This window comes from Paenalicyclobacillus ferrooxydans, assembly GCF_001399675.1.
GTDB lineage: Bacteria > Bacillota > Bacilli > Alicyclobacillales > Alicyclobacillaceae > Alicyclobacillus_B > Alicyclobacillus_B ferrooxydans.
Map to the genome: position 1 here is coordinate 15820 of NZ_LJCO01000048.1, position 15939 is coordinate 31758.

The 15939-nt window shown below is 49.9% G+C and carries 17 protein-coding genes and 2 riboswitches; of the genes, 11 read left to right on the forward strand and 6 right to left on the reverse strand.

The window, feature by feature from the left end:
* Positions 1-93: 93 nt before the first annotated feature.
* Entirely contained in the window at positions 94-1764 is a 1671-nt protein-coding gene (locus tag AN477_RS11690) for a S53 family peptidase (RefSeq protein WP_054969345.1), read from the reverse strand.
* 121 nt (positions 1765-1885) lie between these two features.
* Between AN477_RS11690 and AN477_RS25025 the strand changes: the two genes are divergently transcribed.
* Positions 1886-2908 carry a GNAT family N-acetyltransferase gene (locus tag AN477_RS25025; RefSeq protein ID WP_169787881.1) on the forward strand — a complete coding sequence of 341 codons (1023 nt, stop codon included), beginning with the start codon at positions 1886-1888 and terminating at the stop codon, positions 2906-2908.
* 393 nt (positions 2909-3301) lie between these two features.
* Complete coding sequence (locus tag AN477_RS11700) at positions 3302-3919, forward strand: hypothetical protein (protein ID WP_054969346.1); 618 nt, start codon at positions 3302-3304, stop codon at positions 3917-3919.
* A 138-nt stretch (positions 3920-4057) separates the two neighbouring features.
* Here the strand turns inward: AN477_RS11700 and AN477_RS11705 are convergent, their stop codons facing one another.
* From AN477_RS11705 to AN477_RS11715, 3 genes are all read right to left on the reverse strand, one after another.
* Complete coding sequence (locus AN477_RS11705) at positions 4058-4675, reverse strand: SpoIID/LytB domain-containing protein (protein WP_054969347.1); 618 nt, start codon at positions 4673-4675, stop codon at positions 4058-4060.
* A 19-nt stretch (positions 4676-4694) separates the two neighbouring features.
* The gene (locus AN477_RS11710) at positions 4695-5216 is read right to left on the reverse strand and encodes a hypothetical protein (RefSeq protein ID WP_054969348.1); all 522 of its coding nucleotides are present in this window, start codon (positions 5214-5216) and stop codon (positions 4695-4697) included.
* A gap of 243 nt (positions 5217-5459) precedes the next feature.
* Positions 5460-6065, reverse strand: coding sequence for a class I SAM-dependent methyltransferase (locus tag AN477_RS11715; RefSeq protein ID WP_054969438.1), 606 nt, complete (start codon positions 6063-6065; stop codon positions 5460-5462).
* 173 nt (positions 6066-6238) lie between these two features.
* Positions 6239-6319: riboswitch (cyclic di-GMP riboswitch) on the forward strand.
* A gap of 55 nt (positions 6320-6374) precedes the next feature.
* Here AN477_RS11715 and AN477_RS11720 point away from each other — a divergent pair.
* The 3 genes from AN477_RS11720 (at position 6375) to AN477_RS11730 (ending at position 8166) form a co-directional block, all read left to right on the forward strand.
* The gene (locus AN477_RS11720; RefSeq protein WP_157061933.1) at positions 6375-6710 is read left to right on the forward strand and encodes a hypothetical protein; all 336 of its coding nucleotides are present in this window, start codon (positions 6375-6377) and stop codon (positions 6708-6710) included.
* A 98-nt stretch (positions 6711-6808) separates the two neighbouring features.
* Positions 6809-7270, forward strand: a complete 462-nt coding sequence (locus AN477_RS11725) for a GGDEF domain-containing protein (RefSeq protein WP_281176336.1) — start codon at positions 6809-6811, stop codon at positions 7268-7270.
* Positions 7267-8166 carry a DMT family transporter gene (locus tag AN477_RS11730; protein WP_054969351.1) on the forward strand — a complete coding sequence of 300 codons (900 nt, stop codon included), beginning with the start codon at positions 7267-7269 and terminating at the stop codon, positions 8164-8166. The genes AN477_RS11725 and AN477_RS11730 overlap by 4 nt, the downstream gene beginning before the upstream one ends.
* 5 nt (positions 8167-8171) lie before the next feature.
* Here AN477_RS11730 and AN477_RS11735 read toward each other — a convergent pair whose 3' ends face one another.
* Positions 8172-8948 carry an SDR family NAD(P)-dependent oxidoreductase gene (locus tag AN477_RS11735; protein ID WP_083486236.1) on the reverse strand — a complete coding sequence of 259 codons (777 nt, stop codon included), beginning with the start codon at positions 8946-8948 and terminating at the stop codon, positions 8172-8174.
* Between the two features lie 203 nt (positions 8949-9151).
* A riboswitch (ZMP/ZTP riboswitch) is annotated at positions 9152-9232 on the forward strand.
* Between the two features lie 61 nt (positions 9233-9293).
* On the opposite strand from AN477_RS11735, the gene purT reads away from it, so the two are divergent.
* From purT to AN477_RS11755, 4 genes are all read left to right on the forward strand, one after another.
* Positions 9294-10466: a formate-dependent phosphoribosylglycinamide formyltransferase gene (gene purT, locus AN477_RS11740; RefSeq protein ID WP_054969353.1), complete on the forward strand. Its 1173-nt coding sequence runs from the start codon at positions 9294-9296 to the stop codon at positions 10464-10466.
* 170 nt (positions 10467-10636) lie between these two features.
* Positions 10637-11020 carry a PaaI family thioesterase gene (locus AN477_RS11745; protein WP_054969354.1) on the forward strand — a complete coding sequence of 128 codons (384 nt, stop codon included), beginning with the start codon at positions 10637-10639 and terminating at the stop codon, positions 11018-11020.
* Positions 11021-11070: 50 nt separating this feature from the next.
* A complete protein-coding gene (locus AN477_RS11750) occupies positions 11071-12024 on the forward strand; it encodes a DMT family transporter (RefSeq protein ID WP_342668555.1) in 954 nt (317 codons plus the stop codon).
* 134 nt (positions 12025-12158) lie between these two features.
* Positions 12159-12596: a hypothetical protein gene (locus AN477_RS11755; RefSeq protein WP_157061934.1), complete on the forward strand. Its 438-nt coding sequence runs from the start codon at positions 12159-12161 to the stop codon at positions 12594-12596.
* Here AN477_RS11755 and AN477_RS11760 read toward each other — a convergent pair.
* Complete coding sequence (locus AN477_RS11760; RefSeq protein WP_083486214.1) at positions 12558-13379, reverse strand: Dam family site-specific DNA-(adenine-N6)-methyltransferase; 822 nt, start codon at positions 13377-13379, stop codon at positions 12558-12560. The genes AN477_RS11755 and AN477_RS11760 overlap by 39 nt on opposite strands.
* Before the next feature lie 282 nt (positions 13380-13661).
* Here AN477_RS11760 and AN477_RS11765 point away from each other — a divergent pair, with 282 nt between their 5' ends.
* A complete protein-coding gene (locus AN477_RS11765) occupies positions 13662-15065 on the forward strand; it encodes a PAS domain-containing protein (RefSeq protein WP_054969357.1) in 1404 nt (467 codons plus the stop codon).
* A gap of 80 nt (positions 15066-15145) precedes the next feature.
* Positions 15146-15790 (forward strand): hypothetical protein, encoded by a 645-nt coding sequence (locus tag AN477_RS11770; RefSeq protein ID WP_157061935.1) that lies wholly within the window; start codon positions 15146-15148, stop codon positions 15788-15790.
* Positions 15791-15939: the final 149 nt, after the last annotated feature.

The following is a 15939-nucleotide window of genomic DNA, read 5'->3' on the forward strand; positions in this document are numbered from 1 at the left end:
TAATCGCTGTAATCGTCAGCCATTCAAGGTAAATATGCATGGGAGGCATCCAGTGGGTGGATGCCTCCCATAACCTGTAACATCGGGATGTCTTTACTTGCCAATGAGGTTATTCATCTGACTTACATCAAAGCTGCCGAGCCCTGTTGCGAAATCCCAACCCGGTGTGGCTGGGTACGGTCCATTGTCACCAAGTGTAATATCGTGAAATCCCGCCGTTCCATACTGTGCGTATAGGAGAGGAGCGGCAAATCCCAAATGGTTGCCGTGACTCGATTCAAGCCGGGCCCACACACCTAAGGCAAGTGGAGACGCGAGACTGGTCCCGCCGACGACGGTGGGGGTGCCATTAATATAGACGTTCGCTCCAGAGTTCGGATCAGCGTCCATCGCAATGTCGGGCACGCCCTTACCCACAGTTGAGGTCGGTACGACACCGTTTTGCCAGTAGGGGGCACTCTCCCAGTAACTCTGACCACCACCGCCAGCCAACCAAGCCAGTTCCTCATTGTAGGACCCATCACTGTTGGTAATTAAGGTCGTTCCACCAACAGCCACGACATACGGAGACGCAGCCGGATACTCTACATCTGGAATTCCTGCGGGGACGCCATTTGTCGGTGTCACAGTACTAAATCCACCTGTATCACCGCTCGATGCAAACACCGTCTGACCTTGTGCTGCAGCTTCAGCAAAGATTTCGTCGTCTACCAACATGGCGCCATCTAAATAAGGGAATGATTCATCTTCGCCGAACGAGGCACTGCCTGCCTTTGCAAGATCATCGGTAACGAATTTATTAAACTCTAGAGCGATATCCGAATCAGTCAATGATGTAGCATCATAAATGTACAGATGATTCACATTTTGCGCCATACCTGTTGAGTATTGGGTGTCCAGGTCCCACTCATCAGCTCCTGATGTATCAGAGCTCGCAATCCCAGTCTGAATGATCGAATATGGTACCTGAGGCAGACCATTTGCCTTCTCTTCCGTGCGTAAGTCCTTTACAACCCCGCTTAGGTCGCCTTCTGCAAAAATCGCGATATTTGTTTTGCCGCCAGTCGGTGTACGACCGACGTCGTAAGCCTTTTGAAAGCCTTGCGGGTTGTAACTTGTGGGGTAGTTGGGCAACGAAACTGTGCTTCCACTGCCCGAGCCGCTGCTTGACGGAGGTGAGGGTTTTTGCATTGGCGAGGCTGCTGCCACCACGTCGTTCACCCCAAGCACAGAACCTACTATGTTCGCAAGGGCAGCCGGGACCATCGCACCAGTTGTGTTGTAGTAGACGATTTGTCCATTCAACTGATATTGCTCCAGTTTCGTGTTAAAGGCACTTTCAACCTGTGCCGCAGTCCCGCTCGCGGTCACCAGCAAGTTATTTGGTGAAACCTGGATGTTTGTGAAGCCGCAATCGTTTAAGTAAGATGTTACTGCATTCACTTGTGAGGAGGACGGCCCGTACTTGGAGACGAACTCTGCAGGAGTGAGAGACTGTCCGCAAAGAGGGCTGGTACTTGACGAGATGGCTTGGATATATTGATCTAGTTGCGATTGGTTCTGCAATCTCAGCCCCAGCGTGATGTGAATTGGCGTTGTAGAGGATAGCGGTCCTAAATCTGTTGCATTCTCGAGAGATAATGCTTGTGTTGCGGTAGGCGCCCAACTCGTTGCAGTCGCAGCCAGTGAGGTTGGTGCAAAAGCCAGAGACAGTAAAGCCGCAGCAGTAATAGAAGTACCAAGTGCTTTTGACGAAAGCTTCATGACGTAACCCCCCTCAATACAAGTAAAAATCGATGTCATAATCATCGTAATGTTTCCTTTGTTTTTGACCGCCGGAATTGGGTTTGTATCCACGTTCTTTTAGTGAGGAGGAGATGATTGAATGCACATTGCTACCAAGACCCAAGTCGTATCCTCAAATGACGAACAAGCACAACTGTGGTTGACTCATCTGTGGCAATCCGAATGGGGTGGGGACATGATGGTGAGCCACGGACAGGTGTATCGACTCTCCGACCTTACACCCATCATTGCAAAGGAAAACGATACGCTTGTCGGTGCTGCAACATACCGCTTTGACGATGCGGATGGTTGCGAGCTCATGAGCATTAACGCCATCAGTCAAGGGGCGGGCATAGGAACCCTGTTGTTGAAGGCCGTGGAAGAGGAAGCCGAGAAGCACGGCTGTCGGCGTGTCTGGCTAATCACCAGTAACGATAACCTGGATGCGCTCCGGTTCTACCAAAGACGGGGATATCGGATCGCGACAATCTATCCAGGTGCTGTTGATGAGGCAAGGCGCATGAAACCGATGATTCCACTGCTTGGCCATCATGGTATTGAGATACATGATGAGATTGAGCTTGTGAAGTTTTTCAAAGGCACGTCGCAAAGACCCCGGCTTGAAACCGAGCGTTTGATACTGCGCCCTTACTCGAAGGACGATCTCGATTTCTTCACTTCGCTCTGGGCTGACCGGGAGGTTGTCAGATACATTGGCAACGGTATAACGAAAACTCCGGATGAAGCAAAGTTGAGACTGGAACAGATCATCACAGGCTACGACACGGGCTATGGCCTGCTCGCAGCGTGGCACCGGGAGAAACACCTGCTGGTGGGTCACGCCGGCTTGGTAGAGCAACACGTGGATGGTGCGAATGAGATCGAACTCGGATACTGGCTGGCTCGTGATTTTTGGGGGTATGGACTTGCCACTGAGGCCGCGGCGGCACTGCGGGATCGCGCTTTCCATGTCCTCGGCCTTGAACGAATCATCTCCATCATTCAGGCTGACAACAAGGCGTCCATTGCGGTAGCAGAACGCGTGGGTATGGAACTGGAACGGCAGACCACATTCAAGAACCAGTCCGTGTGCATTTATTCCATGCATCACAGCAACTCATAGCGACCACACTTCAGCAATGCCATCAATTGGCCTGCTTTTATCTCTTGTCAGAACCATAAAAATTCAGTGCTGTTGGTTTTAGCTGTCACCAGACAGCCTTTTTTTATCGTAAACGTTCACTGTACTAAGTAGCAGGCATGGCGTTGCCTATGTTACTTGGATGACCCGGTCTAGTTCACGATGCTCTTTTGGACCCCCATGTGGAGACAGGAGCGTGGTGGTGATGACCGGAATAGCTACTCCACTTCACTAGTTCAAGAGGAATGACAAAATACTCCAAACGTGTCTCGGAAGACCTCAGAAAATAAAGCATTATGAAAGTGCAAGAGGGGGTTACCAACAGCTTGGCAACGCAATTTTCATTATTTTCGTCGGAAAGAGGAGGGCCTCTAAATGAGCTACTTACAAGCAGTCGGCGCGGAACTTAAGAAGAGTTGGTGGAGTGCGGTCGTGGTCATCGTCTTTACAATCGGCAGATTATTCTTCGGGTGGGATTTCTTCAAGGCGGGCTTCGAAAAAGCTACTTCGGAACACTGGTTTACGGATGGAAAGTTCAATGCTGGCGGCTTAATCAGTAAAATGGTCAGTAACGTGCAACATTCTCACGGGTCTGACCCGTTACACCTGAACGGTTTGTTGGTCTGGTTCGCCAATCACTTGTTCATTCCAATGGGACACCTGACAGACATTCTCGTGATTGTTTTTGAAATGGCGATTGGGATCTTAACGTTCTTCGGTTTTGGGATACTCTGGACGATGCTTGCATCATTGTTCCTCAACCTGCAGTTTGCAACCGCTGGTTCTGCAAACAACTTCGGTTACCTCGTCACGGACATCGTATGGTTTAAATGGCCGAGTTACGCGGGTTTAATTGGCATTGACGGTTACATCCGTTACCGCCGCGGTCAGAATCTGTTGGGCCCTGCAGGACCGTCCACGCGCAAGTTCTCCGACCATGGCGATGCTGGCACACCAGTTAATACACGGCGAGGAACCGGAGCCACGATGTAGTCATAGCAATTGTTTCAAGACGTATGCAGAGAATGCCGACCCTACGCGGCCGGCATTCTCGCTTGTTGTCTGGTCTTGGATTCCAACATGTAAACCCTTTGTCGCGTCAAACCGGATTGTCTTCACACCTCCGAATGATTATATTCCGCGAATCTGTCGACCCGTATAATACATCGCCAAGATGGACGGGTATGTCAGCCTACCCACAGATCCCCAATATTGAGACCCCCACTGACTCATAATATTCGTACCTAAAAACGGCCAGTTGACCTCGTTGGCAATACCTGCACGATAGTCGAGCTCTGTAATTTCGCCTGTGGAAGGTACATATACCGTTCTCCATGTGTCACGAATCGCTGTGTCCGTAGGATACGTTCCGCTTTGGTAGTTGTATTCTTGGAAGTTCGTTGTGTTATCCACATCAAAAGTCCATCCATCCATCGTAACGGGGTGTAACGTGTGGTACCATCCAAACATTTTGACCGCAACCGCTCCGGCTCGCAAAGTTTCGGCGTCCCAGGACGGCATCCATTCGTTTGGAAGAACATCTTCACAGTAGTTCTGAAATCCAACTGTTTGTACCCACAGAATTGGACCCCTGGGGTTGTTCAGAGGACGAATGGCTACTCGGATCATGGAAGGAACCGCTGTGTTATAGATGGTATTAACGGTTTGTGCGTGTGCCCTGCCAGGCAAAAATGCAAGGGACAGGACAGGCATGCTCATCAGCAACATTGCTCGCTTGCGATTTGCCATATGTCTTTCCCCATCTCGATTAATTTTGGTATGGGCTCCAAGGAGCGTAGTCCACTTCATTTGCCACTGAAGGTTGTCGCTTGAGATTTAACTTTTTCGCGTAATGATTTATCATGCCAATCACGTCATGGCGATGGATGTTCCCCAGGGAAATTGTTGGTTCGTTGCGATGTTCAGAACTGATAGGATAGAGGATTATTGGTTGTACTGAATGGGATGAAACTGGAACCTCAAAGACCGCTTGTTCATTGTAGCCGTTGGCAATGGCGATAGCGGTAACTGTACCGATACTGCGTGCCTCCGCAAACCGCGGATCGACATGAAGCGGGAGAGCAATCGACCAGATTCCGGCTCCATTCGTGAGTCCGCTGCCGAGGACGTTACCTCGGTCATCAATAACAATGACTCGTGCATCACGAATGTTCTGCAGGTTTGCAGCCGCTACACGAAATTCTATCTGCTCTGTATGGTGTTGTTGGGCATACACCGCCGTAGGTTGGAGCAGCAACCCAAGAGTAGCGGCACTTGTAACTGAACGCAACAATACACTCCTAAGATTCAAAGCAGCAACCTCCACATGTTCCTTTTGATGCATTAATCTACCCAGAATTTTGTTTTGCTTGCAGATTTGTGTTTGCGTTGTGGGCGCGGGTGTGCGAGGGACCTATCGACAAGGGGGTTATTCGCATTCTCAAACGGCGGCACGCAAAAGAGTTGTAAACGGTCTATTACGGAGTGGATGGACGAGCCTCGCGCTCCGGGGGTACAGAGCGCGTGAATCAACTTAGGGAGCCAACCGGTAGATAGAAAACCGTTCATATGGGTCATGCACGGATAAACCTTTTAAGGCCACTTCGGTCTTGAGCTCAAATGGGGTCTCATTGTCCAAGAAAAAAACGTAGTCCTCTGACGGGTAATATAAGAGAAGCTCAAGTTCTCGGGGCGCTTTTTCGAAGGACTTCAACACGTTTCGAATGACTTTCATGAAAATCTGGACAGAGAAGGGATTGAAGAAATAAAAGCGGTCATCGAGTGATCTGACTCGGTAATCTTCCGCTAAGCAGTGATAAAACTGAATTTGGCCGTTGAGAACTCGATTTTTTTTTGAATAACTGCTCAGATTGTCCTGCGCACACTGATAAAACGTGTCGTTCATTTCAACCCCCGTAACGAAGGCATGAAACATGTGATGAGTGAAGAAATTCAGCCGTCCTTTTCCACACCCAAAATCCACCATGTGGTTCCTGTCCGTCATTTCATACACCTCAAAAAGTTGTTCCAGTGCAATGTAGGGCGTAGGTTCATAACGGTGGTAATGGAGTTCGCTTGGGAATTCCTGTTTTCCACCCGTCTTAATGTGCAGCAGTTTGTCATAGTACTGTTCCTTTATCACAACGCGATTCTCCCTGTCATTTGAGGTCTCGCCTTGTGGAAACCCCATCCTTGAATAACCATAAAGATACCGATTTAACCATTCTATCACGAGACGCACCATGCACACGAATCAAAAGGAAATCAGTTGATTGATTGGAAATAATGTGTATGATTAGACTGAAAAACTATAAACGAGAAGGGCAAACCTGTCGAAAGGCAGAGAAGCAAACCGCAGGTCTACGACAAGCTATATGACGGCTCGTTGCCGCTGATATTCTAGCGCGAGCAGAGCGCTCTTCTCTACGTGCAAGGAGTTGGGCGGCTAGTGATAAGGGAGCCCCGCGGAGTGATTGGCCACAAGTCTAACCTTGGAACTGTATATTTCCTGGGGGTAACCGTCGTGTGGCTCGCAGTGCTGGTTTCAACGGTAACTCCCCTGCATCACCAATGGCCAATGGTGATTCTGATAGCACTATTCGTCACGATTCTCGAGATCTCGCCTGCAAACGTGCACGTTGCTTCGATAACTGTTACAACAACTGTTACAACGAGCGTCGTTCTCGCATCTACCACGAATTTCGGACTATTTCCCGCGGAACTCAGTCTGCTACTTTCTCTTCCATTCCTCTTGATTTATTTTCGGCGCGGTGCAGCTCAGTGAATTACTCCAGAAGCATTGGTTTCATATTCTAGGATCTTACGTTGTAGAAATGGTTTTAGGGGTTTTGGCAGAAAGGCATTTCAGAGCAGGCTGTCCCGATATATGAAAAGAAAACGTCCGATATCCTGGTTATGATCGACGTTGATCACTTTAAACAGGTGAACGATTCCTTTGGCCATGCTTGGGGAGATAGGGTTTTGCAGGAGACGGCACAAGTCCTCCAGGACATTGTCGGTCAGTTTGGCATCATTGGACGTTATGGCGGGGAGGAATTTTGTTTGTTATTACCTGTCGACGAAGCATCTGCAATTGCCTCAAAGTTGCGCCAAGAGGTTGCACATCACACGTTTAGGACAGCAACCGACTTGCGACTCACGGTATCGATTGGCATTGCCACGTACCCCAAACACGCGACCCAGTGGACCACACTGCTGGAATGTGCCGATAAGGCGTTATACGACGCAAAACGACAGCGCAACATGGTCAAACTTTTCGCACCGAATGACGTGATTCAGGACACGAAACCATTGGGACAAAATCCAGTCCAGGCAGACGTATGATTCGCGGGTTTTTATTTCTAATCTCAGCCACGTTGCTCTGGAGTGGAAATTACATTGCAGGGCGTGTATTGGCACCTGCAATGCCTGCCCTCATGTTAAATGGTGTTCGGTGGACACTCTCTGCCATTGAACTTGCTGTCATTTTGGCCATATCAGGGAAGAGGCTCCCCGTCATACAAAAATGGCGTGAATTTACGCTCCTCGGATTTGTGGGCATGTTCATATTTTCCGGTTTGACATACCTTGGACTGCATTCCATTCCCGCTGCACAAGCGGGTATGATATCAGGCTTGATTCCGGTTGCCATCTTGATCTTTGGGGTTATCATCATCAAGGACAAGGGCTCTGCGATGGCGTGGTTTGGTACTGCGTTGTCACTCGTCGGTGTCGTAATCCTTCTCGGGCCGGGGCACAGCCGCTCGAAGAGTCCACTGTCGATCGGGGACATCGAAATGGTCATCGCAGCCGCTGCATGGGGACTTTACACGGTCCTCGGGAAACGATATGGACGAAATCTGGACCCGCTGACCTTAACTGCTGGTGCAGCTGTATATGGTGCTATTCCGAGCGATATCGCGGGACTTGTCACGTTCTCCCCGGGTTCCCTTCACATGACAGGGCAGGCTTGGTTAGCCTTGCTGTATGTTAGCACCGCAGCGTCCGTGATCGCTTACTTCGCATGGACATTTGGCGTTGAGAAGGTCGGTACCACGAGATCGGCCCCGTGGATGAATCTGCTTCCCGTATGGACCACACTGCTTGGTATTACACTGCTCGGCGAGCGAGTAAACATAACGCAGCTTGTCGGCGGAGCCGTTGTTCTGTTGGGTGCTGTCCTAGCGGGCAGACGAAAACGTACAGCAACGTCCAGGATCGGGGACCGCGAGAGCGCGTAGGCCTCTCAGCGTTTACGCCGAAGGTACATCTGCTTTGCCATTCGAGACAGGACATGTCGGGGCAGAAACCGGTGTGCTTGGGCAACAAACTGATTCGTGAATCCTGGGATCACGATCCGCTTGCGCTTCAACATGGCATCGTAGGTGATGTCAGCTACCTGTCGAGCCGTCATCAGCTGCGTCCTGTCTTTTGAACTGCGTTCGGAGCCGGCTCGCTTGTGAAAATTCGATTCAGTGCTGCCTGGGCACACAGCCATCACGTGAACTGCTGTTCCTTCAAGTTCAGAGGCAATGGCCTCAGTGAGCGAGAGCACATACGATTTTGTAGCACCATACACGTTCATCAGTGGAACAGGCTGAAACGCCGCCGTTGACGAAACGTTGATGATGGTTCCGAAGTTTCGCCGGACCATGAGCTGCAGATAGAGCTTTGTGAGGATGGTCACAGCAGAGACATTCACCGTGATCATGTCTAACTCAGTCTGCAAGTCTGTATTGTAAAAGTACCCGTACTGTCCAAACCCTGCGTTATTCACAACAACATCGATCTGCTCGCTGATTGTCTCGTCATATAACGAGTACACTTGCTCAAGGTGGGCCAAGTCTTTGACCACGACTTTGACAGCCACGTTGTGTTTCTCTTGAAGTCTGCTGGCCAACCTATGCAGCGGCAGCGGGTTTCTGCCCGTAATCACGAGGTCATATCCGTTTTCTGCAAATACCTGCGCGTAAGCATCTCCGATCCCTGATGACGCACCTGTAATCAATGCTGTGAGACCCATATTTCTTCCTTCCGCTTTGCTGACGTTACATGTAAGTTTAAGTCGAAGACCTGTATGAAACAACTCCAAGCCGAATTTCCGTGCCACGAACAAAGGGCCCTCACAATGTTTGAGATGTATGTGTGTGAGGTCCGAAGCAGATTAAGAGAACGGGTTGTGTTACAACGAAAAATTTGTTATTCTGCACTCCATACAACATCAAACTTCGATTGCATGACTGGCGGATAGTGGGTGACCACAAGGGAGTGCAATCGCTATGTCAGCCGACCGCCTGGGCATTCTATACAAGAATCCCAGGCGGTCTTTTGTGTTGCCGATGATCATCTGAAGAGGAGTGTTTATGTCATGTACGGTGCGCCGCTAGGAAAACATGCGAAGAAGATTCTGTTATTGGGTTCGGGTGAGTTGGGAAAAGAGGTGACGATTGAAGCACAGAGACTCGGCATCGAGGTCATCGCTGTAGACCGTTACGACAATGCCCCGGCCATGCAGGTAGCACATCGGTCGCACGTGATTGACATGTTGTCATCCGAACAACTTCGAACTGTGATTGAACAAGAAAAACCGGATTTGATTGTACCCGAAATTGAAGCCATTGCTACACCGACACTTGTTGAGCTTGAGCAAGACGGGTATCACGTGGTTCCGACTGCTACAGCGGCAAGATTGACCATGGATCGGGAAGGAATTCGACGACTTGCGTCAGAGGGCCTGAAACTCCCCACTGCAAAATATGAATTCGCGAACAATCTCGACGAGCTGTATGAGGCTGTCAGCAAAATTGGTACCCCTTGTGTGATTAAACCACTGATGAGTTCATCCGGAAAGGGTCAAAGTATCTGCCGCTCAGTGCAAGACGTCGAAGCGTCGTGGAACGATGCGATGACCAGTGGACGCGTAAAGAATGCCCGCGTGATTGTGGAGGAGTTCATTCAGTTTGATTCGGAGATCACACTCCTGACCGTACGGTCTGTGTCCGGAACGACGTTTTGTGAGCCCATCGGGCATGTACAAAAAGATGGAGATTACATTGAATCGTGGCAACCCCACGTATTGACGGACGAACAGCGCCTTCAAGCGCAACAAATTGCGAAGATACTGACGGATGCTCTTGGAGGATATGGTGTTTTTGGCGTGGAGCTGTTTGTCACACCGAATCAAGTATACTTCAGTGAGGTGTCTCCACGTCCTCATGATACAGGTTTGGTCACTCTGGTGACGCAGGATTTATCGGAGTTTGCACTTCATGTGCGGGCAATTCTAGGCCTGCCCATCCCTGACATCACCGTGTTGACACCTGGTGCAAGCTGCGCGCTAAAGTCACCCATCGAGTCAGCAGAATATCAGATTTCGGGGATTGATGAGGCATTGACGATGCCTCGAACACAAGTACGGCTGTTTGGAAAGCCGAACGCCACCGTTGGGCGAAGACTTGGCGTTGTGCTGTCGGCCGCAGACGAGGTCTCTACAGCACGTACCCATGCGACAGAGGCAGCGGGTAAGATTAAGTTCTCCTGAGCGAACCATAGATTTAGGGAAGAGCATGCGAACCTCCCGACTCGGGAGGTTCCTTATAAGACACCAGCTAAAAGGAATACATGTCACCCATAATGAAAAACGTTTGCCTCACATGTTTCGTATGAATATTCATGGTAAATTAAATAGGATGACAGTTCAGGAGGCTTGCGATGCGTTTCATCTTGCAACCGCTCGATCAATTCCTTGGATTCCAGTACCAGCGACTGAGTAGTGCCCGTGTTCTCATCCTTCTGCAGTTGAAGCCCATTCACTTCAACAGTGTTGGTGTGGTTCACGGCGGAATCATTTCCACGATGGTTGACGTCGCCATGTCAAACCTCGTGGAAGCCGATGAAAACGGCGTACAACGCGCGGTTACCACCGATCTTCATACCACCTTTGTCACCGGCGCGACAGGGGAGATGCTTGCGGCCGAAGCGTCCATTGTCAAACAAGGCCGTCGTCTCATGTACGCCGAGTGTGAGGTCAGAAATGACCAAGATCAACTCGTTGCTCGCTCCGTCGGCACGTTTTTTATGAAGCAAACAGAGTAGGGCTTCATCGCACTCGGACCTACGACTATGAACGAAAAGGGAGGGTCTGGATGCGGGTGCGCTCGGTGTCCCTTGGACTATTGTCCTCCATATTTTTCGCTGTCACTTTCGTCGTGAATCAGCTCATGAGTCTCGCCGGTGGGAGTTGGATTTGGAGTGCTTCACTGCGCTATTTGTACATGTTCCCGCTCCTGCTCATCATTGTCTGGTACCGTGGCACTTGGTCCGCGTTAATCCATGAGATGAAACAAGCTCCGCTGCGGTGGATCCTATGGAGCACCGTTGGGTTCGGCCTGTTTTACATTCCTCTCTGTATCGCAGCTGCATACGAACCGGCTTGGCTTGTGGCTGCGAGCTGGCAATTTACGATCATCGCAGGGTCACTGTTATCTCCCTTGTTTCCCGAGCGTCAGTCAGGCATCACTGATACAGCTAGAGTAAGGAGTCGAATCCCGGTTCGAGGACTCGCCATGTCTGCCGTGATCTTTGCAGGTATTCTGGTCGTGGAGCTCGGGCATGCGCGATCCGTTCGTCCCAACGCATTGCTGATGGGAATCCTGCTCATTGTCATCGCTGCCTTTGCGTATCCGCTTGGCAACCGAAAGATGATGGAGTTGTGCAATGGCCGACTCGGTGCCATTGAAAGAGTGTCTGGCATGACCATCGCCAGTTTGCCCCTGTGGATTGGCTTATCGTGCGTGGGTATAGGCACCATAGGTCTCCCTACGTCAGGACAGCTTGAGCAGACGGCTGTTGTTGCCCTGAGTTCAGGAATTATCGCGACCATCTTGTTTTTTCACGCAACAGATATGACAAAAGGGAACGTTCGTGAACTCGCCGCAGTCGAGGCTACCCAATCAGGCGAGGTCGTTTTTTCGCTGTTGCTGCAGATGATCTTCGTCTCGTGGCGGTTGCCGTCGAACACATCTCTAGCTGGACTGATGCTTGTGATCGTTGGCATGGTGGGTCACAGCATCTATGGCGCGAAGAGCGGCTCTTCGTAAATTCGTCGTCAGTCCTTGCAAGTATCGAGTGAGTTTCACAAGAATTTCCCCTCGATTTTGTGTAACGAATTTTAACCCCGTACGTCTTAATAAACAAAGAGAGAATTCGGATGGTACACGGGGAGGAAATTGAATTGAAAGCACCAAGAGTAGAAGAAAAGCTCAGATGGTACAAGATCACCGGACAATGTCTCGACCAACGAAGTGTGCCCGTCATTGCTTTTGTCGAAGCCACCTCGCTCGGCAAAGTGCTGCGTTATCACGGCGGACGGCGTCGACACATTACCGGCCCAAATGGGGATATTGAGGTACAGTTCGCCAAGGACAAACAGGCTGTGCAATTGCTCGGGAAGCGACTGAAGCCGGAACGGATACAACCGGATGACCCATCGTCCATCATCCAGGTTATACCCGCGACTCGCTATCGTTGCTCATGCGGCAAAGAGCTGGTGTCCGATTATTCATACCCCTCCATGTGGTGCAGCTGCGGCCTGAAGGCGTACCCTGTTCAGGACGAGAAAACAGGAATCCGCTTATACTACACTTTGGGGTTGCCCCGGAAAAAAGGCTAACAACTCTGTCGCTTTCCTCCTGTTTGCCGCATCGCTGCTGATAAATCGCTGGACGTCGAACGACGTAATTTGAGCGGAGGAATAAGCTTGCAATGTAAAGTCGTTGTGATGATTGGAAAGCAGAACGGAAATTCCCCTTCCGGACAATGCCTTCGCTAATTCCGCCAAGCGAAGTTGTTCCTTTGGACCAAATCCACCTGCACTGTATTCCGTGAAATTCGAGGTTGGTGACAACGGTACATACGGGGGGTCGCAATACACAACGTCACCAGGCTTGGCACGACTCATTACCGATTCAAAGTCCTCAGAAGTGAACTCCGTGTCTTGCGACTTATGGTAAAACATCATCATTTCCTCAAAAGGAAAATAGGGCTGTTTGTACCGCCCAAACGGCACATTAAACTGGCCGTCACGGTTATAGCGACACAGTCCGTTATATCCATGCCGATTTAGGTACAGGAACAGTGCAGCCTTGCGAACCGGATCGAGCACTTGATTAAACTCGTCGCGAAGGTTGTAGTAGGCTTCCGGCGAGTTTGTATCCGCTTGAAATAACCCTTTGCATTCGTCGATAAACGAGAGACCGTGTGTCTTCAGCACAACATAAAGGCTGATGAGGTCAGTATTCACATCGTTAACGATGTTTTCCTTGTAGTCGGTGTTCAAAAATACGGCTGCAGACCCGGCAAATGGCTCGATAAGACGCACACCCGCAGGCAGCAATCCACGAATTCTATCCACGATACGGTACTTGTTCCCTGCCCACTTCAGAAACGGTTTCACGTCGTCACTCCAAATCTGTTTAACCTGACTGAGGATTCGACAATCCTAGGCGAAAAACCTTTTCCATCATGGAACCGCTTTGCCGGCTTATCGCCCCTTGCCACGTGTGGTATAGTAAACACGAACGTACGTTCTCTGTTTGGAGGACAAAATGAAAGCAGGAAAATTCCCACGGCATGGAAAATTGTAATAATCGCGCCAACAGTTATACAAGAACGGATAATGTGTCGAATTCAGATATTTTTAGACCTTCAGTTCAGAGACAGATAACGGAGGAACTATATGACGCCAGAGCTGTTTCAGGAAAATCCGTATGGTATCTGTCAGCTTGATCCGAGCGGTGCATGTGTACGCGGAAATCCCGCCTTTGAAAAATTGACCGGGTATCCTTTTCAAGAACTGCAAGGAATGGATCTGCGAAAACTAGCACACGAAGATGACCTGGACAAGTTGATCAGACAGTGGAACGAATTTAAGGTAAATCAAGAACGATCCAGCATGAAATTCCGACTCCGCCAAAAGGACGGGGTTATTATCTTTGTGAGCGTCACCCTGATTCCAGCAAGGTCGAGTGATTTTCGAGGCACATACGTCGTCTTTGAAAATCGTACCTATGAATGGGAACTAGAAAATACTCTTAAGAAGACGCAGGAATTACTGAACCGGTCGCAAAGCATTACTCAGCTCGGTACGTGGGAATTTGACCCGTCGAGGCAGGGGTCGTTTTGGTCCGACGAGATGTTTCGGATGTTCGGTATTGCAAATACGGGCTTTATTAAGTACGAAAAAATGATCGAGCGCATTCATCCGGAGGATAGAGAACCGTTTGTTGAAGTAAAACGAAAGCTGCTCGCCGGAGAGCCGTGGGATACCGAGTTTCGAGTTGTGCACCCGGATGGCGAAGTCAGAACCCTTCACACAAGACGGACGCGGTTCATCGACCAAAACGGGCAGCTTCGTATGATTGGTACCACACAGGACATTACCGAACAAAAGCGCCTACAGGATTTGACGCTCCAAAGTGAGAAACTGCGTGTTGTTGGAGAACTCGCGGCGGGGCTTGCGCACGAAATCAGAAACCCTTTAACAGTGGTTCAAGGCTTTCTTCAAGTTCTACACACCAACACTGAGAATAAGGATCGGTACCATAACCTGATCCGTGAGAGCCTGCAACAGATAGAGTTTATCACCGAGCAGCTACTGGCTGTATGTCGACCGCTCGCCATGCAGTTTCAACGTCGAAACCTTGTGACGGTTGTCCAAAAGGCTGCGTCATTTATCTCATCTGAGGCGAGTGCTCGGAATGTGACGATACATGTCGATGCCAATCCATCTCATTACATCCTTTGCAATGAGAAGCAACTTCAACAAGCCTTCCTCAATCTCTTTAAAAATGCGATTGAAGCCATGCCTCAGGGCGGAGAGATCTCAGTAAACTTCAACTCAGATGAAAGAAACGTTACAATCCAGTTTGCGGATGACGGAGAAGGGATTCCTACAGCAATTTTGCCGAGAGTCTTTGATCCGTTTTACACAACCAAGGCGACAGGTACTGGCCTCGGTCTTTTAATCACCGAGCGGATTATTGAGAACCATGGCGGAAGTATCGAAATCGACAGTAACGTTGGTTGCGGCACCACGGTACGCTGTACCCTGCCTCTCGACGTCGAATACTCCCTTCAATAATGTGATGGGCCCAGCCACGTCAGGGTACACCATATACAATTTGACGAGCCCTGCCAGATCCAGTGTACGGCATGTACTTGGTGTCCCTGAAACGCGACTGGACGGGCACGATATGGAACTTAAAAACAAATCTAAACTACGTCGGGAACTCCCAGGCCAACATCGCACAATACGTTGAGCAGGTTACGACGGACCTGTCTAGCACGAACGATGTAGTCGCCTTGACCGAGCAGTTGTACCACGAAGGCTACGTCACCCATAACTTCGTCAATGACATAACACAGTATTTCACGCCGACGTCATGGAAAGACATCAGCCAACAGGACCAGATCCAGAGTCTCAAACTGCTCTTGTTTCATGTCGTCACACAAGACACGACTTCCACGCCGGGCCAGGACGACCTCATTACGACTGAAGTAGATACTATAACGTACACCAATGCACACTATTATTGGTCGAGCCAAACCAACGATTGGACCCTTCTCCAAGACAGCGGGACCGGTATCTGGCAAGTCGATAACCTCCAGAACCTGGACAATCAGAGCCGTAGCTCATCCTCAGGTTCAAGCTCTTCCAGCAGCATAGGAGCCACTGGAAGCCCCTCTGGATCCAGCGTAAACGGATCGACGGGCCCAACCGGCAGCACGAACTCTACCGTGAGTAGTGGAAGCTCCTCTATAGCTAGCGGCAGCGGGACAACAGGGGAAACAGTACGCCTTCTGTGAACTAAGGCTAACAATGTCTGATAGAACAACACCGAGCAGAATCAGCAGAATCAATGCATAAGTGAGTACCAAGGCGCCTGCTTTCTCAAGGCGCCGTTTTATTGTCACTTTACAAGCTTCCATTGGCCTTGGCAGAATGAGCTGTGGGA